This is a genomic window from Salinisphaera aquimarina (assembly GCF_042643355.1).
Taxonomy (GTDB): Bacteria; Pseudomonadota; Gammaproteobacteria; order Nevskiales; family Salinisphaeraceae; genus Salinisphaera; species Salinisphaera aquimarina.
In genome coordinates this window covers 277,052-301,187 of sequence record NZ_JBHRSS010000003.1, presented here as the reverse complement: position 1 = coordinate 301,187, position 24,136 = coordinate 277,052, and the positions used below count along the sequence as shown (strand labels likewise).

General features: G+C 61.4%; 18 protein-coding genes. 7 read left to right on the top strand and 11 right to left on the bottom strand.

Annotation, left to right across the window (positions count from 1 at the left end; translation table 11 throughout):
• Positions 1-455: 455 nt before the first annotated feature.
• From ACFOSU_RS04910 to ACFOSU_RS04900, 3 genes are read right to left on the bottom strand one after another with little or no spacing between them, the layout of a single operon-like run.
• The gene (locus tag ACFOSU_RS04910) at positions 456-1,793 is read right to left on the bottom strand and encodes an oligosaccharide flippase family protein (RefSeq protein ID WP_380687055.1); all 1,338 of its coding nucleotides are present in this window, start codon (positions 1,791-1,793) and stop codon (positions 456-458) included.
• A gap of 25 nt (positions 1,794-1,818) precedes the next feature.
• Positions 1,819-2,838, bottom strand: a complete 1,020-nt coding sequence (locus ACFOSU_RS04905) for a polysaccharide deacetylase family protein (RefSeq protein ID WP_380687053.1) — start codon at positions 2,836-2,838, stop codon at positions 1,819-1,821.
• A gap of 1 nt (position 2,839) precedes the next feature.
• Positions 2,840-3,673 (bottom strand): glycosyltransferase, encoded by an 834-nt coding sequence (locus ACFOSU_RS04900; protein ID WP_380687051.1) that lies wholly within the window; start codon positions 3,671-3,673, stop codon positions 2,840-2,842.
• Positions 3,674-3,961: 288 nt separating this feature from the next.
• On the opposite strand from ACFOSU_RS04900, the gene ACFOSU_RS04895 reads away from it, so the two are divergent.
• The 3 genes from ACFOSU_RS04895 (at position 3,962) to ACFOSU_RS04885 (ending at position 9,659) form a co-directional block, all read left to right on the top strand.
• Complete coding sequence (locus ACFOSU_RS04895) at positions 3,962-4,177, top strand: hypothetical protein (protein WP_380687049.1); 216 nt, start codon at positions 3,962-3,964, stop codon at positions 4,175-4,177.
• A gap of 825 nt (positions 4,178-5,002) precedes the next feature.
• Positions 5,003-6,670 (top strand): hypothetical protein, encoded by a 1,668-nt coding sequence (locus ACFOSU_RS04890; RefSeq protein ID WP_380687047.1) that lies wholly within the window; start codon positions 5,003-5,005, stop codon positions 6,668-6,670.
• A 703-nt stretch (positions 6,671-7,373) separates the two neighbouring features.
• A complete protein-coding gene (locus ACFOSU_RS04885; RefSeq protein WP_380687045.1) occupies positions 7,374-9,659 on the top strand; it encodes a GumC family protein in 2,286 nt (761 codons plus the stop codon).
• A gap of 162 nt (positions 9,660-9,821) precedes the next feature.
• Here ACFOSU_RS04885 and ACFOSU_RS04880 read toward each other — a convergent pair whose 3' ends face one another.
• Positions 9,822-10,970, bottom strand: a complete 1,149-nt coding sequence (locus tag ACFOSU_RS04880) for a glycosyltransferase (protein WP_380687043.1) — start codon at positions 10,968-10,970, stop codon at positions 9,822-9,824.
• 31 nt (positions 10,971-11,001) lie between these two features.
• Entirely contained in the window at positions 11,002-12,405 is a 1,404-nt protein-coding gene (locus tag ACFOSU_RS04875) for an undecaprenyl-phosphate glucose phosphotransferase (RefSeq protein ID WP_380687041.1), read from the bottom strand.
• Between the two features lie 979 nt (positions 12,406-13,384).
• On the opposite strand from ACFOSU_RS04875, the gene ACFOSU_RS04870 reads away from it, so the two are divergent.
• The 4 genes from ACFOSU_RS04870 to ACFOSU_RS04855 all read left to right on the top strand — a co-directional run bounded on the left by ACFOSU_RS04870 (position 13,385) and on the right by ACFOSU_RS04855 (position 17,722).
• Positions 13,385-14,401: an alcohol dehydrogenase gene (locus ACFOSU_RS04870; protein ID WP_380687038.1), complete on the top strand. Its 1,017-nt coding sequence runs from the start codon at positions 13,385-13,387 to the stop codon at positions 14,399-14,401.
• A gap of 194 nt (positions 14,402-14,595) precedes the next feature.
• The gene (gene htpG, locus ACFOSU_RS04865; RefSeq protein ID WP_380687036.1) at positions 14,596-16,557 is read left to right on the top strand and encodes a molecular chaperone HtpG; all 1,962 of its coding nucleotides are present in this window, start codon (positions 14,596-14,598) and stop codon (positions 16,555-16,557) included.
• An 81-nt stretch (positions 16,558-16,638) separates the two neighbouring features.
• Positions 16,639-17,214 carry a hypothetical protein gene (locus ACFOSU_RS04860; RefSeq protein WP_380687034.1) on the top strand — a complete coding sequence of 192 codons (576 nt, stop codon included), beginning with the start codon at positions 16,639-16,641 and terminating at the stop codon, positions 17,212-17,214.
• A 7-nt stretch (positions 17,215-17,221) separates the two neighbouring features.
• Positions 17,222-17,722 (top strand): DUF2489 domain-containing protein, encoded by a 501-nt coding sequence (locus ACFOSU_RS04855; protein WP_380687032.1) that lies wholly within the window; start codon positions 17,222-17,224, stop codon positions 17,720-17,722.
• A 110-nt stretch (positions 17,723-17,832) separates the two neighbouring features.
• On the opposite strand, the gene ggt is transcribed toward ACFOSU_RS04855, so the two are convergent.
• The 6 genes from ggt to ACFOSU_RS04825 all read right to left on the bottom strand — a co-directional run bounded on the left by ggt (position 17,833) and on the right by ACFOSU_RS04825 (position 24,118).
• Complete coding sequence (ggt, locus tag ACFOSU_RS04850) at positions 17,833-19,578, bottom strand: gamma-glutamyltransferase (RefSeq protein ID WP_380687030.1); 1,746 nt, start codon at positions 19,576-19,578, stop codon at positions 17,833-17,835.
• Positions 19,579-19,684: 106 nt separating this feature from the next.
• The gene (gene coaD, locus ACFOSU_RS04845) at positions 19,685-20,173 is read right to left on the bottom strand and encodes a pantetheine-phosphate adenylyltransferase (protein WP_380687028.1); all 489 of its coding nucleotides are present in this window, start codon (positions 20,171-20,173) and stop codon (positions 19,685-19,687) included.
• Positions 20,174-20,409: 236 nt separating this feature from the next.
• A complete protein-coding gene (rsmD, locus tag ACFOSU_RS04840) occupies positions 20,410-21,036 on the bottom strand; it encodes a 16S rRNA (guanine(966)-N(2))-methyltransferase RsmD (protein WP_380687026.1) in 627 nt (208 codons plus the stop codon).
• 57 nt (positions 21,037-21,093) lie between these two features.
• Positions 21,094-22,548, bottom strand: a complete 1,455-nt coding sequence (gene tldD, locus ACFOSU_RS04835) for a metalloprotease TldD (protein ID WP_380687024.1) — start codon at positions 22,546-22,548, stop codon at positions 21,094-21,096.
• Between the two features lie 23 nt (positions 22,549-22,571).
• Positions 22,572-22,916: a GNAT family N-acetyltransferase gene (locus ACFOSU_RS04830; protein WP_380687022.1), complete on the bottom strand. Its 345-nt coding sequence runs from the start codon at positions 22,914-22,916 to the stop codon at positions 22,572-22,574.
• Positions 22,917-23,143: 227 nt separating this feature from the next.
• Positions 23,144-24,118 carry a quinone oxidoreductase family protein gene (locus ACFOSU_RS04825; protein WP_380687020.1) on the bottom strand — a complete coding sequence of 325 codons (975 nt, stop codon included), beginning with the start codon at positions 24,116-24,118 and terminating at the stop codon, positions 23,144-23,146.
• Positions 24,119-24,136: the final 18 nt, after the last annotated feature.

Below are 24,136 nucleotides of genomic sequence, written 5' to 3'. Positions count from 1 at the left end.
GTTATGTCTCGCCGGCATGGAGATTCTTTTTTCCCTCGGCTGAGTCGTTTCGGTAGACCGCGACCACCGACAGACCTCTGCCCAAGGCTGCTCGCCCGATTCTTATGTCGGGGCATTGCCAGATGGAGGCAAAAATGCGCGCGACCGTGGCGTTTATTGCACCGGGGTGCCTGACATCCTTGGATATGCAGCGCGACCACGGCGTACTGCTGAAACCGTGATGGCGATTGAGCGGTTTATCGAGGCAGCGGCCGTTTGGCGCTACGGCGGGTGACCATGACGAGGCGCTTGCGCTACGACGGTGCACGCAGGCATGGAAGACGATGTGTCACGCCTACCTGACAGCGTGGCCTGTTTTTCTTTCGACCAAGCTTGTTAAGGCGTCGTCACTTCGCGCCCCGTCCCGTCTCGTGTATCGGCGCCTATGGATCAGGTGCTTGCAGCGTTCGATTTCGTTATTGATCGAAATTTCCCGCGCGGGGGCTCAGCAGCCAAGGCCGGAAGCCAATATGACGGCCGGCCAGGGCCGATACCCAGGCAAGCTCTATGATCATGCTGGCCGTCGTTGCCAGTGCCGCGCCTGTCGCGCCGTAGAGCGGAATCAGGACACTGTTCGCGGTGAAGTTGATCAGGGCGACCACGCCGAGAACCTTGGCCAGCTTGTTCTGCTGACCGGTCATGGTCATGATGCTGTCCACTGGGCCGGCCAAGGCTCGCGCGCCCACGCCCATGCACAGAATGATCATCGGATAGTAGGCCACCGCGAATTCGGGGCCGAACATGCTTAACAATGGCGTGCCGATGATCATCAGCACGAGCAGGCCGGCGATGGTGGGCAGCGCGACTGCCAGGCGTACCCGGTTCGCAAATCGAAGCAGTTCGTCCAGCTGATTCTGGCTGTAAAGGTGGGCTATTCTGGGCGCGGAGAAAGCAGAGACGGCGAAGAAGATGAACAGGGTAATACCGGCGATGCGTGCCGCGATGTTGTAGATGCCCGTGGCCGCAGGGCTTTCCAATATGCCTAGCATCACGATGTCGGTATTGGCGAGCAGTTGCTCGAACGACACGACGAGCACCATCGGCAGGGCAATGAGCAACCACTGTCGCGTGTCGCTGCTGCCGGTCACTCTATGGATTTCGGCGTTCAACGAGCGGCGATAGCGCCAGTATTGGTAGAACCAGGTCAAAAGACAGGCACAGCTCATCGCTCCGATGACCGAGCTGCCGCGAATCGGATAGCCGCTGGCCGCGATCCCCAGAACCAGTACTAGAAACAGCGTTGGGCGCAGCGCAAAGCAGGGAAAGCTCACCTGGTAGATCCAGTTGAAGCCGCGGGCTACGCTTTCCTGGAAAATCACCAGTGCCAATATAGGTATGCTGGCCACCGCGACACTGAGCGCTAGCGTATAAGGCTGGGTCAACTCACCCGTCAATCGGATGAAGACCAATCCGAGAACGGCGACTGTGACCGAGGCTGTCAACGTGGCCATATAGCCGAGCCTGATGACGCCCTTGGCACGATCCCACTGGCTATTGCCTGCGAAACTAGCCAGCAGACGCACCAGCGCTGTGTCAAAACCAAGCGGCATAAGAAAGGCGGTCAGACTTAGCCAGGTCCAGGCGAAAACAAAGATGCCCAGTTGTTCGGCCCCCATGGCACGAGCCAGGTAGAGCTGGATGAAATATGCCAGTGCTGCGCCGTAAACACGGGTGGCGAGAGCGAAAGACGCACCTTTGGCCACATTGCTGCCGATATAGCGCGCTTTAACAAATTGATAACCGGCAACGATCACCTTGTCGCCCGTCGATTGGTGGCTGTCACTGCTTACGCCATCGCGCCAGAAGCGTAGTCAGTCCGGATAGTTTGCATTGCAATGAGTTCTCCGTATCCGCCGGAAACAAGGGGATACGTGGAAGCGCCATCAGTCTGTTTTCATTTCTCGACAGGCAGCCATGTCGTGTTGTGACGCCGGTTATGAAGCCTTGCTTGTAGGCGAGGTCAAAAGAATGTTCGGTAACAGCGGCAGAATTGCCGTAGGGGTACGCCAGATGGCGAGGCGTGGTTCCCGTCAGCGCGGTGAGATAGGTGATGCTTTCATCGGACTCACGATAGAACTCATCCATGGAAAGGCTCGCGAATGCACAATGACTCGCCCCATGCACCCCCACGCACGCATAGTCGCTGCGATTGAATTCCTGCAATTCCGACTCTGTAAGAAACAGACTGTCGGCATATTCCCTGGATGCCGAACCGTAGCGCGAGCGGACCTCCTCGAGGAACTCGGCGCGCTCGGATTTGGAGGCGAGGGTAAGCCACTCTGCAATCCGATCGAATGTTGCATGCTTATCTAGCAAGGTGGTGCATTCGAACGTTGTGTCGCGCCCTTGCACACTCAATCGTATCGTCTCGTGCCCAGAGATCAGGTGTTCGAGCAAATGCCACCAGGCGACGTGTTTGCGCTGGACGAAACCCGAGGTCACATAGGTCGTCATGGGTACGCGGTTACGTTGGCAGACCGGAAGCGCCGCATGAAGGTTGTCCGCGTATCCATCATCGAACGTGAGTGCGAAGAACGGATGATCGCTGCCGTCACCGCGCAACCTGTCCGCCGCGGTCTCCATTGTCACCGCTTCAAATCCCATGTCCTGAGCGCAGGTTATGGCCCTCTCCAGAAGCTCTGGGGTGATGCGCCATTTGCTGTTGGGGTTGAATTCGCGAACTCGGGGCTGACCGATGCTGTGGCACATCAGCACCGCACCCAAAGGTGGGCAGGTCCGGTGATAGACAGCTGGAGCGCCGACCGCTTTCAGTAAATTGTATGAGATATCGCGCAACATGCTAGCTCCGATTACGGGCGAGCGGCTTCGCCTTGAGCATGCAGACCAGCCGATAGGGCGTGAGCCACAAACCCAGGGTCTGGAGAATACCCAGATAGCTGTGTGCAAATAGAGGATCGAAGTATTTCAACTGCAATTTCAACCGACTCATCAGCGAAATGCGTCGGTTGGACATCGAGACGCTGCCCGGATTGTAGGCCGCAGTTACCAGGGTCTCCGGCAGGTTCCGAATTTCCCGATTGTCTTTCAGGAGCCTGAAGAAGAGATCGTAATCTTCGGCGTGGGGATATTTCCCGCTGTACAAGCCGCTTTGTCGGAAAGCTTCAGTACGGAACATGCAGCTCGAATGCACAATCGCCGCCGAGTAATGCATCTTTTTTTTGATCTGCGCCTTGGTTTCGGGAGCCACAAAAGTGTACTGCATGCCGTGATTGGGGGTGTCGAATCTGACCGAAGATCCGACCAGCACGACATCGGGGTTTTCCCGTAGATAGGCCAACTGAAGGCTGAGCCGATCCACGTGATCGATATCGCTGCAGTCGTTGCGCGCCACGAATTCGAAGGACTGGGCCAGAATTGTCCGAAGCCCCGTATTCAGTGCCGCGGAGATGCCCCGATTGGGATCCTGACGGATCACTCGAATCGGCATCCGCCCCATTCTTGCGGGTAGTTCGATCGGCGGCTCGCTGCCATCGTCGACGACGAAGATCACGCATTCCACCGGTTGCGCAGAGATTGAGCGCAAGGTTTCCATGAGTCCTTCGCGCGGATTCCAGGCCGGTATCAAAGCCGCGAGACAGGGCTGCCGTACTGTATTGGTGTCGTTACCACTCATTATGATTATTCTATTAATCGCCGCGTCGTGGCTGGCTGCGGCGTTGAGTTAATTCTCGTGCCGCCTATTTACTCCCGTTCCCCGAGTGATCCCAACAGCACCAACTATCCGGTTTTCATCACAACGTTCCTGCTTTCCAGAAGTAAAGCCTAAGGTGCGGGGAAGTTCAAGCCTGCGTGGGCGGGGATAACCCTTTGCGATAGCGCGCTGAGACGGGTGAGAACCCAGTTCGGCTGTTAGCGTATTTAAGTCCCCAGGCCTAACGCTTGGAAGTGCAGATAAAAAGCCATGCCCGCTTTCAATCAGCACGGCACGCGCCTTGCCAGTAGTCCATCGGGATCGGTGCTGACTTATTTCCCGCTTGCACTCGGTTCCATCGCGAACCCAGGCAGCCCTTATGATGTCTTGGTAACCATGCTAGGTTTCGACAGTCTGTCGATGGAATTGCCCGTCTATTCCGGGCTTCCGGCTCCATCATTGTTGCCGGGGCATTTTTCTGGCTAATTTCAGTTCAGCCTGAGCCCGTCCCGTGACGCGTAATCAATCGCATAGGTGATGTCATCGGTAGACAGGGTGCGAACGCGCGGTTCGGTCGACCATCTTGTACATCCGATTGTCGCGCTTCGAGCGACATGACGTGCGTCCTGTGGACGAGGGGGCTGCGTCTGCAACGGCTATTGCCCGAACCACAGGCGCCACCGGATATCGATTCATCAGGTGCTGACTTGGGTAGCAATACTCGATACGGCGGCGTCTGATCCTCTCGATACGGCGTGGTCATGGCTGCGCGCATCCTTGGCCACGCATCGTATTTTTGCGTGCTCATTCTTATAGGGAAATCGCTAGGTTACCTATGGCGATCAAGGGGCGCTTGCGTGTACGCAAATCTCGAGTTCTTGTTACTGCCCCGCCGCTGATCCACAGCCGTCCGAGATGACAGACGGGCGCCTGTGCCCGGCTTGAATGTCGGGAACCATCTTCAAACAGGTACCTACAGAGATCGGCAAAAGTAGGTGTGGGCGAACGCTTGCGAGCAGGCGGCTACGATAGGTGGTTGTTTGGAAGGTCGGTCTTCAGGAGCCAATATACCGTGGCCCGACGCCAACTGCGCTGGTTCCTCGAAACCTGTTTTCGGGTGATCGACGCGCTACCCGAGAAGCGATAACGTCGGTCGGAGCGCCCAGACGATTGCGCATGTACCGCTGCTATACCCGCGTTTTCGGACATCTGGCCGGAACGCCACCGACACGAATGAAGTTCAGATCCGCTCGGGCGAGCCGCTGCTGCATCCCTGCCGGGCGCGCCCGTTACTCTAGAGGAGGAGCTGCCATGCTCGCCATCGACAATGAGATATCGGACCAAGGCAACCTATCGAGTCACCACTCAATGCGAATTTCGCAATGCAGGTGGATGGTCTTGTCGTTTTTGCTGCTGTGCTGGGCCGAGGGTGCGACCGCAGCCGAGGCCAGCATCCAGATCAAGGACGACAACCCGTATCATGTGCACGCGCCTGGAGAACCTTTCTCCGTCCAGGTGAGTGTGACCAATGCCAGTGGCGGCGGCGTTCGCTATTACTGGCGGAACGCACAGGGCGAACGTTTGAGCGATCCCGCGCCGGTCAACGCCGGGTCGACGCAGACCATCACGTCGCCGGCCCGGGAGGTGGGCTATTACGGGCTGGTCTTCGAGACAAGCACGCTTGGACTTTCGCTGCCCGGCCGCCGCGTTGGTGAGGCCCGCGAATATGGGTTCGTTGTTCTGCCGCGGCTCTCGACATCACAGCGCCGTCTGAATCCGGCATCGTCGTTTGGCATCGTGCACGCCGATCCAAATGATCCCTACTTAGGCGGATGGGTCAAGACAACGACGTGGTTAAGCGGCCGATCCAGTCGCAACCGGAATGCTGCCGATGCCGCCGGCTGGCGCGGACATATGGATTATGTAAGAGAACGTGGTCTCGTGGAACTGCCGCTCATCGCGGATGACCCATGGGTTTCCGATGACTCGAAGCCCGTTCCCGGGGCACAGCTTTCTCTGATAAAAAATCTTAGCAAGCAATATTTTAAATCGGACCCCGAGGTGCTTTTCTGGGAGGTGGGCATCGAGGAAAATATTACGTCCGAGTACCCAAAGGCGTACTACTGGTCCAACCTCGAAGCCAAGATCAAAGCGGTTCGCGAAGCGGCCAACGAGGCCAATTCCGGTATAAAACTGATCTACCAGGTCGCCGGGATCGATACCGAATCAGTCGACAGGTTTTTAAGCAGCGAAGCGGCGAAGGTTTACGACATTCTGTCGCTACACCCCTATGCGTGGCCCGACTTTCCGAGCCCGGAGACTTGGCTTGAAGACTATGTGAATACGATTCGCCAGCACATGGCGGAGAACGGCGTTGCGAACATGCCGATCTGGTTCACCGAGGTGGGAGCGCCCCATCAAGGCAACTACCCGGGCGGCTTCTTCGGTTATCCAAGCGATGGCAATCAGGTCGGGGGGTTGAGCCGACTTGGTGAAGCTGTGTACATGAGCAAGATTTATGCGCTGGCGTTGCCTATCGGGATCAACAAGATCTTCTGGTACAACTATCAGGACTGGGGTGATCGGCGTGAATATGCCGAAGATCACTTCGGTATACGCGATTATTGGGGCTTCCCCAAGCCGGCCTATGCAGCCTTTTACAACCTGCGAATGTGGCTTGATAACAAGTCGCCCGGCGAGACCAGGCAATTGCCCGGGAATGTCTGGGTGTCGGAATTCAAAGGCGCGCAGGAAGACGTGCTGGTCGTGTGGGTCTACACCGAGAATCGTAACAAGGTGCGTTCCGAGGTCGCCTGGTCGGCGCTGCGCCCGGGTTTGTCCAAGGCTGGAATCACGCAGATCGCGAATGTGGTCGGCACACCGGTATCCGCCGAGTCGGAGGGGCTGTTCGTCACCGATGAACCGGTATTCGTCGTCGTCAGCCACGCTGGCCAGCAGACGATAGCGTTTCCTGAATAGGCCGTTGTCCGCTGCGTCGGTGGCTGTGATGACATGCTTGCAGCCGTGGTCGCCGCCCTACGGTAGGCGACAAGTGCCTGCGCTGATTCGGCAAGGCAGAGGCGCCCGCCGGTAATGGATGCGTGGAACTGGGACACGCTGCTCGAACTTCAATCGTCCTGTATAGAGGTCGCGGAGGATCCCGTGTGAGCGATGCCCGTGTTTTTCATTAGCGACGCAGGCACCGCCACTCGATCACCGACCCGGGACCAGCAGATCCTTCGGGTCGAGCCGGAGCTGTCGCAGTGTCTCAACATATGCACGCACAGCATTGTGATGAACTTTTCTGTTGGGCGAAACTAAACGGGCGCCGGTGACTCGGGCGCGTTGAAAGGTTGCATGTAGCGCTGGCAGGTTCGCCAAGGGAGCATCAATCGTCGATGCAGATGTGGTGATAACTCCGTGCGTTAAAAATGAAATCAAAGCGCCTGGCACAATTCCCATCTGGACGGTCGCCGATGGTCCATATCGGTAGCTCGGGGAGTTCTACTCAAAGGACCAGGTGTTTTCATTATATAGGGCTACAAATAGCGCTCGCATCGGATTAATATCGAAATTAGACGAGCATGCGAGTCGGAATGACAACAGCACGCCGCCGATAGAGATGGCGGGTTTTATCTCGACGCCATCGACTTGACGGAACTTTGGTTTCGGGGGGATCCCAATGGGCATGGCGCACTCGTTAGTCGAACAGGAGAACGATAATCGCAAGCGGCTGGCTCTGCCGGCCGAACTTGAATATATCGCCACGGCTTCACGCATGCAGGATACGGTCGGGCTCTGGGATATATTCAACACGCTCTGGCGGCGGAAAGGGCTAATCCTCGCCGTGGTAGCGTCGATAATGATTGCAGTGTCGATTGTACTCTTGCAGATCAGCCCGACGTTCCGTGCACAATCGCTTCTGATCATTGGAAGCCGCTCCCCTGACGTGGCTTCGCTGGTGAATGTAGCGGTCGGGCTGCCTGCCGATCCCGAAAGTATCGAGAGCGAAATGGTTATCCTGCGCTCTCCCAGTCTGGCTAAAAAGGTAATTGACCGGCTGGGGCTGCAGGACGATCCCGAGTTCAACCCTGCGCTGCGCGCGCCGAGCTGGTTGGCTGCGAAGGTGACGCGATACAAGCGCGCCATTGCGGTGTGGTCGAGTAATGTATTCGAGCTTGGCGGCCCCGCCGTCGATGAGCAATCCGTTGTCGACGCAGTGTCGGCGCCGGAGTCCGGTAGCCAGCGCTCCGGCGCTGAGCTCGCCGACGTCATTGAGGCCTTTCTCGAAAAGCTGGAGGTTTCCGTACAGGGTAACTCTCGTGTCCTCTCTGTCGCGTTTTCTTCGCATAGCGCAGAGACGGCTGCGCAAGTACCCAATACGCTGGCAAAAATTTATCTTCAAGGGCAACGCGATGCCAAGCAAGAAATGGCCAGACTGGATACCGAACTGCTTAACAAACGCGTGGACTCGCTACGCACGAAGGTGGAGGCCGAGGATCAGGCCGTAGAGTCATATCGTCAGAAATCGGGGCTACTCCAAAGCGATCAGGGTAGCACCCTGATAACACAACAACTCACGGATACCAGCACGCAAGTGACCCAGGCAAAAATCGAGCGGGCGCAGGCGGAGGCGCGGCTCGAACAAATCCAGAAGCTTGCGCAGACGCCGGCGGGTATCGAGGCCTCGAGCGAAGTCATGAACTCGGCGCTCATCCCGTATCTGAGGGAGCAAGAGGTGCAGTTGCTGCATCGAAAGGGAGAAATGTCGGCGCAATACGCACCCCGACACCCTGCCATGGTGAATATTCAGCGCGATATCGGTGCACTCAGGTCGCGCATAAAGAACGAGGAAAAACGTATCGTCGACGGCTACCGCAACGATGTTGCCGCGGCCAGGGTGCGCGAGAGGACAATCCAGAACCGCTTTGATCAACTCAAGGCTGAGGTGGGCCAGGCCAACGAGAAAGAGATCAAGCTACGTTCACTTGAGCGCGAGGCGGAAGCGGATCGCAGCCTGCTCGCGACTTTGTTGTCACGCCTGAAGGAAACACGCCAGCAGCAGGGTATGGACGTTCAGCAGGCGGATGCCCGCATCGTGTCGCTGGCCGACGTGCCCAGCAGCGCCTCGTTTCCCAAGACGGGCGCGATGCTCGCACTTGCGCTGGTCGGCTCGTCTCTGCTGGGCATGCTGATCGTGTTGATCTCCGAGCAGCGTGATCGTGGCTTTCGCAGCAGCAGGCAAGTCGAGGAGACGATGCGGATGCCTGTACTCGGTTCGGTACCGAAGCTGGGCGTCTTCAGCAAGGTTCGCAATCGCTCCATCGCGTACAGGCTGCTCGATCAGTCCAATGTCGCGGTCAGGGAGGCGATGCGTAGTATTTACGAAAGTCTGCTCCTATCCAATCGCGACGGAGCACCAAAGAGCATTCTGATCACGTCGTCGGTCGCGAATGAGGGAAAGACGGCGATCGCGGTCAGTCTGGCGCGCATGGAGGCCTTCACGGGGGCCAATGTATTGGTCGTCGATACCGATCTGCGCAGCCCGGATATCCATCGTGCCTTCAATGCGACCGAGTCGCCGGGCCTGGTCGAGTTGGTGACCGGTGAGGCCGAGCTCGACGAGACATTGCGCAAAGACCCCGAGTCCGGTGCCTGGTACGTGACCGCAGGTCGGCGGACCGCTGATCCCCTGACAATACTGACCTCGGAACGGTTCGGCGACCTGCTGGGCGTGCTCAGCGGGCGCTTCGATCTGGTGATCTTCGATTCGCCGCCCAGCAACATGTTCCTGGATGCGCGCATCCTTTCCGCCAAGGTGGAAAAAACGCTTTTCGTGGTGCGCTGGGGCGAGACCCCTCAAGAACTGGTGCTCGAGGTGTTCAAGCGCCATGCTCAGTCCGGCGCACAGCTGAGCGGCGTGGTGCTGTCGATGACCGACGGCAAGAGACGCTCGCAATATGGTTAGTAGTAGAACAGGCACTTTGCTTCGAGGCGTGGCTCGGCGGAGTCGTGTAGCGATTCGGCTTGACGATTGCGCCCCGCGCTTAGAGCGCGCATGTCGTGCGGACCACTGGGGGGTGCCGGCTGAGCGTCCCGTCAGTCATCGATTGCGCGGCGCCATCGCAAGCTAGCGCCGCGCGCGACCCGTTGCCAATTCCCCATAGACGGCGAGAGTAGTCCGCGTCATGGTCTCCACCGTGAATGCGGCGGCCAGCTGGCGCGACGCGTCGCCCATACGGCGACACAGATCGGGTTGCTCCAACAACGTGGCGAGCGCGGCGGTCAGCTCGTCAGCTGCATCGTGGGACACGATCAGCCCGTTCTGTCCTTCTGCAACGAGCGCTCGTGTCCCGCCCACGGGTGTTGCCACGATGGGCAGGCCGGCCGCTGTCGCCTCGATCAGTACGTAGGGAAATGCCTCGTACAGGCTGGGCATGGCGAACACGTCGAAGGCCGGCATGTGCTTGAAGCCATTGCCGCGCGGCAACCAGACGATCGCCTGCAGGATGCCCAGGCGATCGGCGAGCGAACGCATCTGCGGGGCCAGGGGCCCGTCACCCAACAGCACCAGACGTGCAATCGGATAACGTTGGTGGAGCGCGGCGAACGCCTCGATGATTCGCTCGGGTGCCTTTTGCGCCACGAGGCGACCGACGAATCCTATGCAGAATTCGTCCTGTGCCAGACCCAGGCGGGCCCGCAGCTGTGCCCGTGTCTCGGTCTGCCGTGGCAGCGAGAGCCCGTTGGCGACCACGAATAGCTTGCGCCTCGGCAGCCCCAGCTCGAGTGCATGCCTGTACTCCTCCTCGGACACGTGGATGATGCCGTGCGCAAGAGGGCACAGGGCGTATTCCAAGGTGGCGTAGAGGCGGCGTGCCAGCGGGCTGAGCAAGGGGTCGAGGGTACGAAGGGCGTGCGGGGTATACAGCCGCAGACCGCCGCAGCCGAGCGCGGCCAGGCGCGCGAGCGCGCCGCCCTTGGAACTGTGTCCATGGATAACGTCGAAGGGGCCCGCCCGGCGCAGGTATTGGCGAAGACGCCAGGTGGCCGGGATATCGCTCGGGTGGGGCGCGCGCCGCATATCGACGCAAAGACGCGAGACGGATTCGAGCGCGCACAGTTGCTCGTAGAACCAGGGTTCCATGCGCCGTGGCGAGAAGGCGACATGGACGTCATGTCCCAACCGGCTGCATTCACGCGCGAGATCCAGCACATGCCGGCCCGAGCCGCCGCCGCTGGTTTCAAGCACCAGCAGAATTCGACTGCCATCTTTCATCCCCTGTCGACCTCTCCGGCTTCAGTCAGCGTCAATAGGCATTGTCGTTTTTCACAACCGCCACGATCGTCCAGAGAATGATGTACAGATCCAGCATCGGCGACCAGTTCTCGATGTAGTACAAGTCATGCTCCACGCGTTTTTCGATCTTTTCCGCGGTGTCGGTCTCGCCACGCCAGCCGTTGACCTGTGCCCAGCCGGTGATGCCCGGTTTGACCTTGTGGCGAACGGCATACTCGCTGACCAGATCCTGATAGAGCATATCGGCGGCCTTGGCCTGCAGCGCATGCGGCCTGGGACCGACCAGCGACATCTCGCCCTTGAGTACATTGAACAGCTGCGGCAGTTCGTCGAGACTCGTACGACGCAGAAAAACGCCCAGGCGCGTCAGACGCGGGTCGCCGCGGGAGACCAGCCGGGCCGCATTGTCGTCCTGCTGATCCACGCGCATGCTGCGAAACTTGTACACCTTGATCAGACGCTGGTTGAAACCGTAGCGCTGTTGCTGAAAGAACACAGGGCCCGGGCTGTCGAGCTTGATCAGAATCGCGATCAGCGCAATCAAGGGCGTGGCGATCAACAAGATCGACAACGTCACGACGCGGTCCATGAGGCCCTTGATCATCGCGCCCCACCCGGCAATGGGTATGTCGAGTACGTTGAGTGCGATGACGCCACCGTAATGGCTTGAGCCCTGATTGAGAAAATTGTATGCCACCGCGTCCGGGCAAAGCCGGACGCGCACGGGCAGCATGCTCAAGGTATGGACGATATCCACCACCCGGGCATCGGCCGACCAGGGCAGGGCCACCAGTACATCGTCGACCCGGTTCACCTGCGCATAGAGGATCAGTTCATTGAGACTGCCCAGCACGGCATATTGGCCAACACGCGGCGGAATCCGACTCCGACGATCATCGAAAACCCCGACGATCTGCATCCAGGGGTCCTTGCGGCTGTCCAGGTGCTTGATCAGCCGTTCTCCGTGCGCCTCGCCGCCGACGATGGCGACATTCTGGGTCATCCAGCCTTTGCGTACGCACGACTCGAAAGCGAGATAAGCCGCGGCCCTGGCCAGATAGATCGACAGGGTAAGACTGGCCAGCCAGGTGCCCCACCAGAAGCGGGAGAAATGCTCCGATATTTTGAAGGCGAAGGCCAGCCCAACCAGAACCAGTGACAGAAGCATGCAAATCAGCATGATTCGGTAGAGCTGGTTGATCGGGCGGTAAATAGCGCTGACGGTGTACAGCCCCTGTTCATAAAACACGATCAACGTGAGCAGGGTATTGATGACCAGTGCGGCGAGATAGAAGCTGTAGTTGTCAGAACTCCAGCCCGGATAGATCAGGTATGAGATATACCCTGAGAAAAACACGGCAGCAGCGTCGCCGAGCGCCACGATATTGCCGATGACGCAGTGCGAAAAAATCATGCTGCCGGGCGGGATCATGCCTAGCGCGACGCTTGATGCGTGAGAACGCGATCGATTTAAATCCCTTATTTTCATGCCCGTCCCCTCGTCCAGATGCTAATGCCGGCCGCTCTTTGTTCGCCAACGACATAAAAAACGAGTTCTGTTCAAATGGTTTCTTTCTCCTGCGGTATTTTCGTTGGGCCAAATTAGTCCGTGCCTTAACTAACAGGGCTGATGCGACTTGTCGTTAGCAGACTGCGTCCAAGTCCGAGATCAACGTGTATCCCTGAACCCGCAGTCGTCGGATTCGATCATGTGGCTGAGGTGAAAGTGAAAGGCAAGACTTTTCAAAACCATGACTTCTTTCTCGAATTCTCAGTTTGCCCGGCCCGTGCCGTTCGCCTCGGACAAGAAGAAGGCACCAGAGCCGAGCACCGAGGCGCTCCCTGTTGCAATCGGGACTCTACCCTTGATCTAACCGATATACCTGTTCAATCAGGCTGTCAATTCAATGGTTAGGGGGTATCTCCTAGTCGCCAGGCGTTCGCTCGCAACCGCCCGACGAAGCGCATGAGCTGGGCCACAAGCTGCTCGACGGCGGCTAGGGGCAAGCGGTAATCGCTGCGGTTTTCGATACCGGCGTGAAGCGCGGCAAAGCTGGCGTGAGTTTCAACCTGGTGTTTAATACTGCTCAAGGCTTGAGAGAGTGTTTCGCTGCGGGAACACTGCTGGATTGATATTCACGCTGACTTCGGGCGGGTAGCCGTTTATTGCGGTTGCTACTCAAATTTAGGGGCTGGCCAAGAACTCCTCGCCGCGCCACTCTTGGCAAGTCGCTGATGAGCACGGCGCAGAGTCGGGCATTCAACGGCTTTGGCATCGATTCGGCCACGTTACAAGTCTGTTCAGGCCGAATTTCGGGACGAACATGCGCGGGCGCATGAGGATTGGAGAATGCTAGTCTCGGGAACATGAATCACAACGACAGAGGATCGTCATGTCCCAGATGAAAGTCGCGCAGATCAGTGCGGCGGGCCGCGATTTCGAGCTCGTCGACCGGCATATTCCCGACCCCGGTCCCGATCAGGTTCGCGTGAAAATCGAAGCCTGTGGTATCTGTCATTCCGACGCCTTCGTCAAGGAGGGCGGGTTCCCCGGCCTGGAGTACCCGCGCGTGCCCGGACATGAGGTCGCCGGCACCATCGACGCGCTCGGCGACAACGTCGATTTCTGGCAGAACGGGCAGCGCGTTGGCGTCGGCTGGCACGGTGGCCACTGCTTTTCCTGCGCATCCTGCCGTCGCGGCGATTTCGTCACCTGCGAGAACCAGCAGGTCTGCGGCATCAGCTACGACGGCGGCTATGCCGAATACATGCTGGCGCCGGCCGAAGCCCTGGTCGCCATTCCCGACGAGATGTCCTCGGTGGCCGCGGCCCCGCTGCTCTGCGCCGGCGTGACCACCTACAACGGGCTGCGCAACAGCCCGGCCGTGCCCGGCGATGTCGTCGCCGTGCTCGGCGTCGGCGGACTGGGCCATCTGGGCGTTCAATACGCCCATGCCATGGGCTTTCATACCGTGGCGCTGTCGCGCGGAACCGACAAGAAAGAACTGGCCATGCAACTCGGTGCGGATACTTATATCGACACCGCAGCCGAAAATCCCGCCGAGGCATTACAGAAGCTGGGCGGCGCAAAGGTCATTCTCGCCACTGCGCCCAATCCGAAACTCATGAGTTCCGTGATCGACGGGCTCGCCGTCAACGGTCAGCTGCTGGTGGTGGGCGCCTCGCCCGAACCGATCGAGGTCTCGCCTTTCCAGCTGCTCATGGCCCGCCGCAGCGTGGCCGGCCATCCCAGCGGTACCCCGCACGACTCGGAGGACACGCTCGGCTTCTCGGCGCTACGGGATATCGAGACCCAGATCGAGACCTACCCGCTGGCCGAGGTGAATGCGGCGTACGCACGCATGATCAGCAACGAAGCGCGCTTTCGTGTGGTGCTGACGATGACCTGATCTTCGCGCGCCCCGTCGCGGCAGATCAACAAGCCCGCCTTCACGGCGGGCTTTTTCGTGTGTCGCGAACGTCTCGCGCCGTGGCTATCAGCGGAGGGCGGAACTTGAAAAGCGTCACGCCGAGCCGCATTTCGTCGGTCAGGGGTGGCGAGGGCGCCACGGTCATCCAATCACAACTCAGCCAGAAGAACGCCATGAGCGAAAACCAAGCTAATCAGACAGAACAGGGGCAGGCCGAAAGCAACGCGGGCCAGAACACGGAAACCCGCGGCTTCCAGGCCGAGGTCAAGCAGCTGCTGCAGCTGATGATCCACTCCATGTATTCCAACAAGGAAGTGTTCGCGCGCGAGCTGATCTCGAATGCATCCGACGCGCTGGACACGCTGCGCTTCGAGGGCGTCAAGAACGACGCGCTGTTCGAAGGCGATCCGGAACTGTCGATCTGGATCGATTTCGACACCGACGCGCGTACCGTCACCATTGGCGACAACGGCATCGGCATGACCCGCGAACAGGTCATCGACCGTATCGGCACCATCGCCAAGTCGGGCACGCGCACCTTCCTGGATTCGCTGTCCGGCGACGAGAAGAAGGACGCCCATCTGATCGGCCAGTTCGGCGTGGGCTTCTATTCGGCCTTCATCGTGGCCGACAAGGTGACCGTCGACACGCGCCGCGGCGGTGAGTCCACGGGCACGCGCTGGATCTCGGACGGCGGCGGTGAATACACCCTTGAAGATATCGACAAGCCCGGCCACGGCACCACCGTCACGCTGCATCTGCGTGAGGACGAGGATGAATTCCTCGACGGCTATCGTCTGCGTCATCTCGTGCGTACCTATTCGGACCATATCGCCTTCCCGATCAAGATGCGGGAAGAGCTCTCCGAAGAGGACGAGAAGGAAGGCAAGGAAGCCGCCTGGGCGCAGGTCAACCGCGGTGCGCCGCTATGGACCCAGGCCAAGGCGGAGATTTCCGATGACGACTACGCCGAGTTCTACAAGCATTCCTGCCACGACTACGAAGATCCGCTGACCTGGACCCACAACAAGGTCGAGGGCTCGCAGGAATACACGTCGCTGCTGTATATCCCCAAGCGCGCGCCGTTCGATCTGTTCGATCCCAATGGCAAGCAGCACGGCGTGAAGCTCTATGTGCAGCGCGTGTTCATCATGGACGACGCCGACAAGCTCATGCCGCGCTATCTGCGCTTCGTGAAGGGCGTGATCGATTCCAACGATCTGCCGCTGAACGTCTCGCGCGAGATTCTGCAAAGCAACCGCGTGCTCGACAAGATCCGCGCCGGCTCGGTGAAGAAGGTGCTGGGCCTGATCGAATCGATGGCCAGGGACGACGACGAGCCCGAGAAGTTCAAGACCTTCTGGAAGGAATTCGGTCAGGTCTTCAAGGAAGGCGTGGTCGAAGACGCCGAGAACAAGGACAAGATCGCCAAGCTGCTGCGCTTCAAGACCACGACCGACGAATCGGCCGATCCGGGCGTGGGCCTGGACGACTACATCGCTCGCATGCAGCCCGGTCAGGAAAAGATCTACTACATCACCGCCGACACGCTGGCCGAGGCCAAGCACAGCCCGCATCTCGAGATCTTCAAGAAGAAGGACATCGAAGTGCTGCTGTTGACCGACCGCGTCGATGAGTGGGTGATGGCGCACCTGACCGAATACGAAGGCAAGGAATTGTCGTCGGTGGCCAAGGGCGCGCTCGATCTGGGCGAAGCCGAGACCGAAGAAGAGAAGAAGGAGCAGGAAAAGCTGGCCGAGGAATCCAAGGGTCTCGTCGAGCGCATCAAGACCGCGCTGGGCGAGCGGGTCAACGAGGTCCGCGTGACCCATCGTCTGACCGATTCGCCGGCCTGTCTCGTGGCCGACGAGCACGGCATGTCCGCGCATCTGGAGCGCATCCTCAAGGAGGCGGGACAGGCCATGCCGAACTCGGCTCCGCATCTGGAGATCAATGTCACCCATCCGCTGGTCGAACGCCTGGCTGAAGAGCAGGGCGACGATGAGTTCGAGGCTTTTTCGCAGTTGCTCTTCGAGCAGGCGATCCTGGCCGAGGGCGGCGAACTGGATGACCCGGCGACGTTCGTGCGTCGCATGAATCAGATGCTGCTGTCGGTATCGCGCGGCGCGGCCTGACGGGTCACGCCGACCGCTGCTGCAGGGCAGCAGCGGTCGGCGCATGTTAGCGTTTAGTAATCGAAAAAAGGAGAACGACGCATGAATCTGGATCGACTCAAGAAGACCGCGCCATGGGCGTTGGCGCTCATGATTGCGATGGCCACCCAGTCGGCTTTCGCGCAGACCGTGGATATTGGCGGTACCAATCTGGAACTCGGCGCCTCGCGTGCCGACACGCTGGCGGTCGCCAATGCGCAGTTCGACGTGGCGCCGACCTCGGTGCGCAACCAGTACACGATCTACCCCAAGCGCGAGCCAGGCATGGCCAACGACGGCCGCTATCCGAAGGCCATCGGTACGCTCACGATCCAGAACGATCGGCTCGTTCGCGTCACCCGCAATCTGGGTTCGTTTCGCAGCACCGATGGTGAAGCGGCGATGGAAAACCTGATCGCGGCGTTCGCCAATGCCCCCAATGCCGGCGATACGCCAGCGGTGCATACCGACTCGGGGCTGGCCGGCGGCGCCAGTACCTCACGGGTGTACTTCAGCTATCCGGACCGCGCGATCCAGATCGTGATCTATCGCCCGGCCGACAGCCGTGACATGGCGACCGTCGATATCACCGAGCAGTATGCCCTGCGTGGCAGCGCTGACCCGATGACGGCGCGCTAGCATCGCCTTGGGCCTGACACTGCTCCTCGTTGCCGCTGGCGCGGTCCTGGTTGCGCTGGCGGCCTATGCCGCCTGGTTGTGGTGGCGTGTCGCCAGCCAGAAACGCGAGCGCGACACCCACAACGCCGGGGTGCTGGCAGAGACCGAGGCCGATCTGGCTACCAGTCTCGCCATTATCGCCGACAGTCTGCTCACCCGCGAACTCAATCTGTCCGAAGGCGCGATTCGCCTGAAGGTATTGCTGGACCACTGGTATTCGCCGGCCAGCGGGCAGAGCGACTATCCCGCCATCTACCGCCTGTTCCTGTTGACCTCGACCATGCCGCGCGGCGAACAGCGTGATACCTATCCGACGCGCGAAATCCGGCGGCTGGATCGAGAGCGCGAGATGCTGGAAGTCTCGGCGCGCGACGATATCCTGCGCGAAGCCGCCGCACTTCAGGAACGCTTTGGCGTGCCTGATGGTCGCGCCGGGCTGGCACAGGTTCGGCCGGCCGGATCTGCCTAGAACCCAGTCCAGTCCAGTCAGGCCAGGCCAGAGCCAAGGCGACAACGCAAGCAGTCGATAGTCGCTGAACACCCGCTTTTCAGATGGCGCGGGTGTGGCTTGTTCGATGCTTAATACCTGACGCCCGAGCCTGACGGCACGGCGGTCTCGCAATGCTTGTCGTCCAGACCGACTTCGGCACAGCCGATGCCGCGCGGATCGGACGCCGCGTCCATCGTGCCGTCGGTCCGATCCCAGATCACCGCATGCAGATCGCCGTAGTGACGGCCGACGTTCTTGAGCTCGTGGCCGAGTTTCTGCAGCCCGGCCATGGTGGCGTCGGACAAGGCGCCCGGCTCGTATTCGACCACGTCCGGCAGGTACTGGTGGTGATAGCGCTGGTGCGAGACCACGCTCTCGGCATCGCCGCCGTGGGTGAAGTCGAGCACCCCCAGCAGCACCATCGAGATGATGCGAGAACCGCCCGGCGTGCCGAGCGCGATCTCGCGATCGTCGCCGACCACGAACGTCGGCGTCATGCTCGACAATGGGCGCTTGCCGGGGGCGATGGCATTGGCCTCGGTGCCGACCAGGCCGTAGCCGTTGGGGGTCAATGGCTTGGCGGCGAAATCGTCCATCTCGTCGTTGAGAAATACACCGGTACCGGCCGCCACCATGCCCGAGCCGAACGGGAAATTGACCGACAGGGTTGCCGCTACGCGATTGCCGTTGCCGTCGATGATCGAGAAGTGGGTGGTGTCGGTGCCCGCGCTGGTATACGAGGCTGTGACCGGCGCCAGCTCGTCGCTATGGGTGGCACGGTCCATACGCATGCCGGCACGCAGGCCGGCCGCGTAGTCCTTGTCCGCGAGTCGAGCCAGCGGCATGTCGACATAGTCCGGGTCGCCCAGATACTGGGCCCGGTCGCGATACGCCCGGCGCATGGCCTCGATCGTAACGTGCTTGCGTTGGATATCGTCGAGTTCGGCCCAGTCGAAGCCTTCGAGGATATTGAGCGCTTCGACCAGCACGATACCGCCCGAGGAGGGCGGGGCCGCCGATACGATGCGGTAATCGCCTTCGGGCGTGTGATAGCTGCCGGTGATCGGCTTGCGCTCGACCGCGCGATAGTCGGTGAGATCCTGGCGCGTCCAGATGCCACCGGCCGCGCGCACGCTGTCGACCAGATGCCGGGCGACGTCGCCTGCGTAGAAGCCGGCGCGGCCGTCGCGGGCGATCGCCTCGAGGGTCGCCGCCAGGTCGGGCTGCTTGAGCAGCGTGCCCTCGGCGAGCGGTTCGCCGTCGGCGTCCAGGATCAACGCCGCGCTGGCCGGAAAGCGGGCGAGCACGTCCTTGCGATAAGCGGCGAGCTTGCGCATATGCGCGTTGACGGCAAATCCCTTGCGCGCGAGACGGATCGCCGGCGCCAGATCGGTGGCCAGATCGAGCGCGCCGTAGGTTTTGGCGATATGCACCAGGGCGGCGGGCTCGCCGGGAATGCCCGCGGCCAGGGCGCCGTCGCGCGACGCGTTTTCGATGAAGTCGCCGTTGTCATCCAGATACATGTCGCGGGTGGCCGCACCCGGCGCCTTCTCGCGGCCGTCGACCATCACGTCGCGGTCGTTGGCGGCGTCGTGCAGAAGCCAGAAGCCGCCGCCGCCCAGGCCTGAACTCTGGGGCTCGACCACCGCGAGCGCGGCGGACACGGCGACCGCCGCATCGAAGGCGTTGCCGCCCTGAGCCAGTACCGCCATGCCGGCCGCGGTGGCGGCCGGATGCGCGCTCGCCACCGCCGGCTTGGACGGCGTCGCCGCGACCGACAGCGGGCTCGTGGTCAGGAGGATGGTCAGCAACAGGCAGGTGAAGCGAACGCGCATGACAGTCTGGAGATGAAGATCAATGATGCGGGAACGATACCGGTTTGCCTGGCTGCGCTCTACAGCTTTCGTACCGCAAACCCCCGTGCACGCTAACTGTTTGCCATCAGCCGCCGGTTTTTTCGTGCAGCTTGTCGGCGACCAGGCTCGGCACCAGGCCGCTGATGCGCCCGTCCAGGAATGCGATTTCGCGCACCAGGGTCGAGGAGATATGCGCATATTCCGGGGAGGGGGCAAGGAAGATGGTATCGACCTGCGGAGCCAGATGCCGGTTCATGACCGCCATCTGTTTTTCGTATTCGTAGTCGCCGACCCCGCGCACGCCGCGCACCAGCACGCGCACGTCGTGCTTGCGGGCGAAGTCCACGATCAAGCCGGTGACGGGCATCACGATAACGTTGTCGACGTCGGCCAGCACCAGCTTGGCCAGTTCGACGCGTTCCTCGTGATCGAAGATCGATTTCTTGCTGGCATTGCTTGCGACCGCCACGATCAGTTCGTTGAACATCCCGGCGGCACGGCGGATCACATCGGCATGGCCATTGGTGATCGGATCGAACGTGCCGGTATAGGCCGCCCGGATATCTTTGCTCATATCAACCTCTGATCAGTTCGTAAACGGATTGTGTAGGGGCCCCGGCGCATGGACTCGCCTCGGCGCGCCGACCCATAGGCTCGCGCCTCTGGCCGAGCGCTGCGCACGGCCGCACTCGCATGTGCACCGCCGTCAGGCGATCTGTCGTGGTTCGCGCCGAAATATCGGCCCCCTTTTCTATCGGCAGCCGCGGCTGAATCAGGCGACTGCTGCGAGCCGGCGAGGCGGCTCATTGTTCATGACGGGCCATCTTCGCCATCCACGGCGGCGCGTGCAAGGCAATAGCCCACGCCGGCGGCACGCTTGCTGCGCAGTATCGTGAAGCGGTCGGCCAGAAGCGACTCGATCAGTGCCTGCTCGGCAAGCGGATATTCCAGGTAGATACGCGTTTCCGGCGTCACGATCGATTGGATGGCAGCCAGCGCCCGGGCGTGCAGACTGGCGGCGAACGGCGGGTCGATGAATATGATGTCCGGCGTGCCGGCCGCGCCTTGCGCCTGCGTTCGCGGCGTGGTCAGGGCATCGGATTCCCGCACCGCGGCGCGATCGGCGGCACCAAGCGTGGTCAGGGCGTCACGAATACCCTGTGCGGCCGCGCGATCGGTTTCTATGAACTCGACCCAGGCGGCGCCGCGCGACAGCGCTTCCAGTCCCAGGGCGCCGGTGCCGGCGAACAGATCCAGACAGCGGGCGCCGGGCAGGCGCGGTGCGAGCCAGTTGAAGAGGGTCTCGCGTACGCGATCGGCGGTCGGGCGCAGGCCGGGCGCTTCGGTGATGGTGAGCCGACGCCCGCGCCATTCGCCGCCGATGATGCGCACGCTGGAGGCCGGGCCGCGCCCGGCGGGTTTCCTTCGTGACGGCATCGCCCTCAGCGCCGGATGCGCGCGTTACGCACGGGTGTGGTGTGCAGACACGCCCGTTCAGCCCTGCTGGGTGCCGCCGACCGTGATCGCATCGACCTTGAGCGTGGGCTGGCCCACACCGACCGGCACGCTCTGGCCGTTCTTGCCGCAGACGCCGATGCCGCTGTCCAGCGCCCAGTCGTTGCCGACCATGGAGATGCGCTCGAGCACGTCGGGGCCGTTGCCGATGAGCGTGGCGCCCTTGATCGGCGCGCCCACCTTGCCGTTTTCGATGCGGTAGGCCTCGTCCGCGGAGAACACGAAGTTGCCGGAGGTGATATCCACCGAGCCGCCGGAGAAGTTCACCGCATAAATGCCGTTGTCGACCGAGCCGATGATGTCGGCCGGGGCGGCGTCACCCGGGCGCATGTAGGTGTTGGTCATGCGCGGCATGACGGTGTGCGCATAGGATTCACGGCGGGCGTTGCCGGTGGCGGCCATGCCCATCAGGCGCGCGTTCTGCTTGTCCTGCATATAGCCGACCAGGCGCCCGTTCTCGATCAGCGTGTTGCAGGCCGCGGGGGTGCCTTCGTCGTCGATGGCCAATGAGCCGCGCAACCCGTCCAGGGTGCCGTCGTCGACGATCGTGCACAGATCGGAGGCGACTTTCTCGCCGATGCGTCCGGCGTAGTTGGACGAACCGCGGCGATTGAAATCGCCTTCCAGGCCGTGGCCGACGGCCTCGTGCAGCAGCACGCCCGGCCAGCCGTTGCCCAACACTACCGGCAGGCTGCCGGCCGGCGCGGCTTCCGCATGCAGGCGCACCAGCGCACGGCGCACGGCTTCTTTGGCATAGCCGGCCACGCGATCGCCGTCGGCAGAGAAATAATCGTAACCCATGCGCGCGCCGCCGCCGGCCGAGGCCGACTCGCGCACGCCGTTTTCTTCCACCTGCACGGATACGTTCACGCGCACCAGCGGGCGTACGTCGCCGGCCAGGGTGCCGTCGCTGGCGGCCACCAGCATGGTGTCGGAAGAGCCGGCCAGCGACACTGTCACCCGCACGACGCGGGGATCGGCGTCGCGCGCGATCTTGTCGGCGTGATGCAGCAGCGCCACCTTGGCGTCGGCGCCGAGGGTGGCGGCCGGGTCGATCGGCGCATAGCGGCTGAGCGCGCCGCCCTGGCCACGGGTCAGCGCGTTGGCGGTTGCGCTTTGACCGCTGCGGGCAATGGCCGCCGCCGCCCGGGATGCCTGCGTGAGCGCCGGAAAGGCGAGTTCATCGGCATAGGCAAAGCCGGTCTGCTCGCCGGCCAGGGCACGTACGCCCACGCCCTGGGACGTGCTTGCGCCGGCGCTGCGGACCACGCCGTCCTCCAGCATCCAGGATTCGTTCTTGAGAATCTGGAAATACAGATCGGCGTAGTCCACGCCGGGGACCATCAGCGCGCCGAGGGTGGCCTCGAGCTGGTGGGCGTCGATGCCGGCTGTGCCCAGCAGGGTGTCGCTTGCGATATCGATTGCGTTGTTCATGCCGTCAGGTTAACACCGCGGGCTCATGCGCGGAGCGGCTTCTGCATATAGATACGGCGATATCCCTGTTCGTGGCGGCGCGCGATTTCGATGTAGCCGAGGCGCCGGTACAGCGCTAGGTTCTCGGTCATCTTCTCGTTCGTATAGAGCAGAATACGGTCGTGTCCGTGGACGCGCGCCTGATTTTCGGCGAAGTCGATCAGGGCCCGGCCGATGCCATGTCCCTGCCAGTCCGGCGCGACCGCGAGGTTATTGAGCATGAAGCCGGCATCGCGCGCCGAGAGTACGACCATACCCAGGATAGCCGCATCGCGTACGGCCACATACACGTCACTATCGGCAATGGCCTGCCGGTAGTCGACGAGCATGGGCGCCGGAGCGCGGCCCAGCCGCTCGACGTAGTGTCGATAGGCAGACTGAACGATATCGGTGATGGCTGGGGCATCGGCCGCGACCGCGTTCCGGATCGCGATGTCGGGTGAATGCGTTATGGCGGGCTCCTGATATCCTGTTCCGACGGTTGCTGAACCGGAGAGCGATCGGGCAGCCGCTGGCTGCCCTGATCCGGCCCGCGGCTGTGCCGACGCGCTATGACTCAGAGCGTCAGGATGGTCGAGCCGGTGGTTTCCCGGTTGGCCAGGGCCTGATGTGCCTTCCCGGCGTCTTCAAGGGCGAAGCGTTGGCCGATGTTGATCTTTACGTCGCCCGCCTCGAGGACGCCAAAGAAGTCGTCGCACATCATCTCGAAGCGCTCGCGGGTATCGGCGTAGCCGCCGAGGCTGGGACGGGTGACGAACAGCGAGCCCCCCTTGTTGAGCTCGACCAGGTTCACGCCTTCGACCGGCCCCGAGGCATTGCCGAAGGACACCATCAACCCGCGCTTTGACAGACAGGACAGCGAATCGGTCCAGGTATCCTTGCCGACCGAGTCATAGACCACCGGTACCATGGCGCCGTCGGTGAGCTCGCGTACCCGCTCGGGCACCGACTCGCGCGTATAGTCTATGGTCATCCAGGCACCGTTGTTCTTGGCGATATCGGATTTTTCGCCCGACGATACGGTGCCGATCACATGCGCGCCCAGGGCATGCGCCCACTGGCAGGCGATCGAGCCCACGCCGCCGGCCGCGGCATGAAACAGAATCGTGTCGTCTTCGCCGACGCTGTAGGTCTGGCGCAGCAGATACTGCACGGTCAGGCCCTTGAGCATGCCGGCTGCCGCGGTCTCGAAATCGATGGAACGTGGCAGGGTGATGACCTTGTCCGCCGGGATCACGATGAAGTCCGAGTAGGCGCCCAGCGGGCCCTGCGCATAGGCCACGTGATCGCCCTCGGCGAAATCGTCCACGCCTTCGCCGACCGCCTCGATCACGCCCGCGCCTTCGGTACCCAGCAGGCTGGGCAGGGGCGCCGGATACAGGCCGCTGCGGACATAGATATCGATGAAGTTCAGGCCGATGGCGCGGTTGGCGATGCGCACTTCACCCTTGCCGGGGCGGGGCGGCTTGATTTCGGCGACTTCGAGGACGTCGGGGCCACCGGTCTGCTTGAACTGGATCTGTCGTGCCATGAGGCGTTCCTTGCTCTG

What these genes read in the sequence shown, in the direction of transcription:
- ACFOSU_RS04905 (WP_380687053.1), bottom strand. Translation starts at nt 2,838, where the DNA reads ATGTTGCGCGATATCTCATACAATTTACTGAAAGCGGTCGGCGCTCCA.
- ACFOSU_RS04900 (WP_380687051.1), bottom strand. Translation starts at nt 3,673, where the DNA reads ATGAGTGGTAACGACACCAATACAGTACGGCAGCCCTGTCTCGCGGCT.
- ACFOSU_RS04895 (WP_380687049.1), top strand. Translation starts at nt 3,962, where the DNA reads ATGCCCGCTTTCAATCAGCACGGCACGCGCCTTGCCAGTAGTCCATCG.
- ACFOSU_RS04890 (WP_380687047.1), top strand. Translation starts at nt 5,003, where the DNA reads ATGCTCGCCATCGACAATGAGATATCGGACCAAGGCAACCTATCGAGT.
- ACFOSU_RS04885 (WP_380687045.1), top strand. Translation starts at nt 7,374, where the DNA reads ATGGGCATGGCGCACTCGTTAGTCGAACAGGAGAACGATAATCGCAAG.
- ACFOSU_RS04880 (WP_380687043.1), bottom strand. Translation starts at nt 10,970, where the DNA reads ATGAAAGATGGCAGTCGAATTCTGCTGGTGCTTGAAACCAGCGGCGGC.
- ACFOSU_RS04875 (WP_380687041.1), bottom strand. Translation starts at nt 12,405, where the DNA reads ATGATTTTTTCGCACTGCGTCATCGGCAATATCGTGGCGCTCGGCGAC.
- ACFOSU_RS04870 (WP_380687038.1), top strand. Translation starts at nt 13,385, where the DNA reads ATGTCCCAGATGAAAGTCGCGCAGATCAGTGCGGCGGGCCGCGATTTC.
- htpG (WP_380687036.1), top strand. Translation starts at nt 14,596, where the DNA reads ATGAGCGAAAACCAAGCTAATCAGACAGAACAGGGGCAGGCCGAAAGC.
- ACFOSU_RS04860 (WP_380687034.1), top strand. Translation starts at nt 16,639, where the DNA reads ATGAATCTGGATCGACTCAAGAAGACCGCGCCATGGGCGTTGGCGCTC.
- ggt (WP_380687030.1), bottom strand. Translation starts at nt 19,578, where the DNA reads ATGCGCGTTCGCTTCACCTGCCTGTTGCTGACCATCCTCCTGACCACG.
- coaD (WP_380687028.1), bottom strand. Translation starts at nt 20,173, where the DNA reads ATGAGCAAAGATATCCGGGCGGCCTATACCGGCACGTTCGATCCGATC.
- rsmD (WP_380687026.1), bottom strand. Translation starts at nt 21,036, where the DNA reads ATGCCGTCACGAAGGAAACCCGCCGGGCGCGGCCCGGCCTCCAGCGTG.
- tldD (WP_380687024.1), bottom strand. Translation starts at nt 22,548, where the DNA reads ATGAACAACGCAATCGATATCGCAAGCGACACCCTGCTGGGCACAGCC.
- ACFOSU_RS04830 (WP_380687022.1), bottom strand. Translation starts at nt 22,916, where the DNA reads ATGCTCGTCGACTACCGGCAGGCCATTGCCGATAGTGACGTGTATGTG.
- ACFOSU_RS04825 (WP_380687020.1), bottom strand. Translation starts at nt 24,118, where the DNA reads ATGGCACGACAGATCCAGTTCAAGCAGACCGGTGGCCCCGACGTCCTC.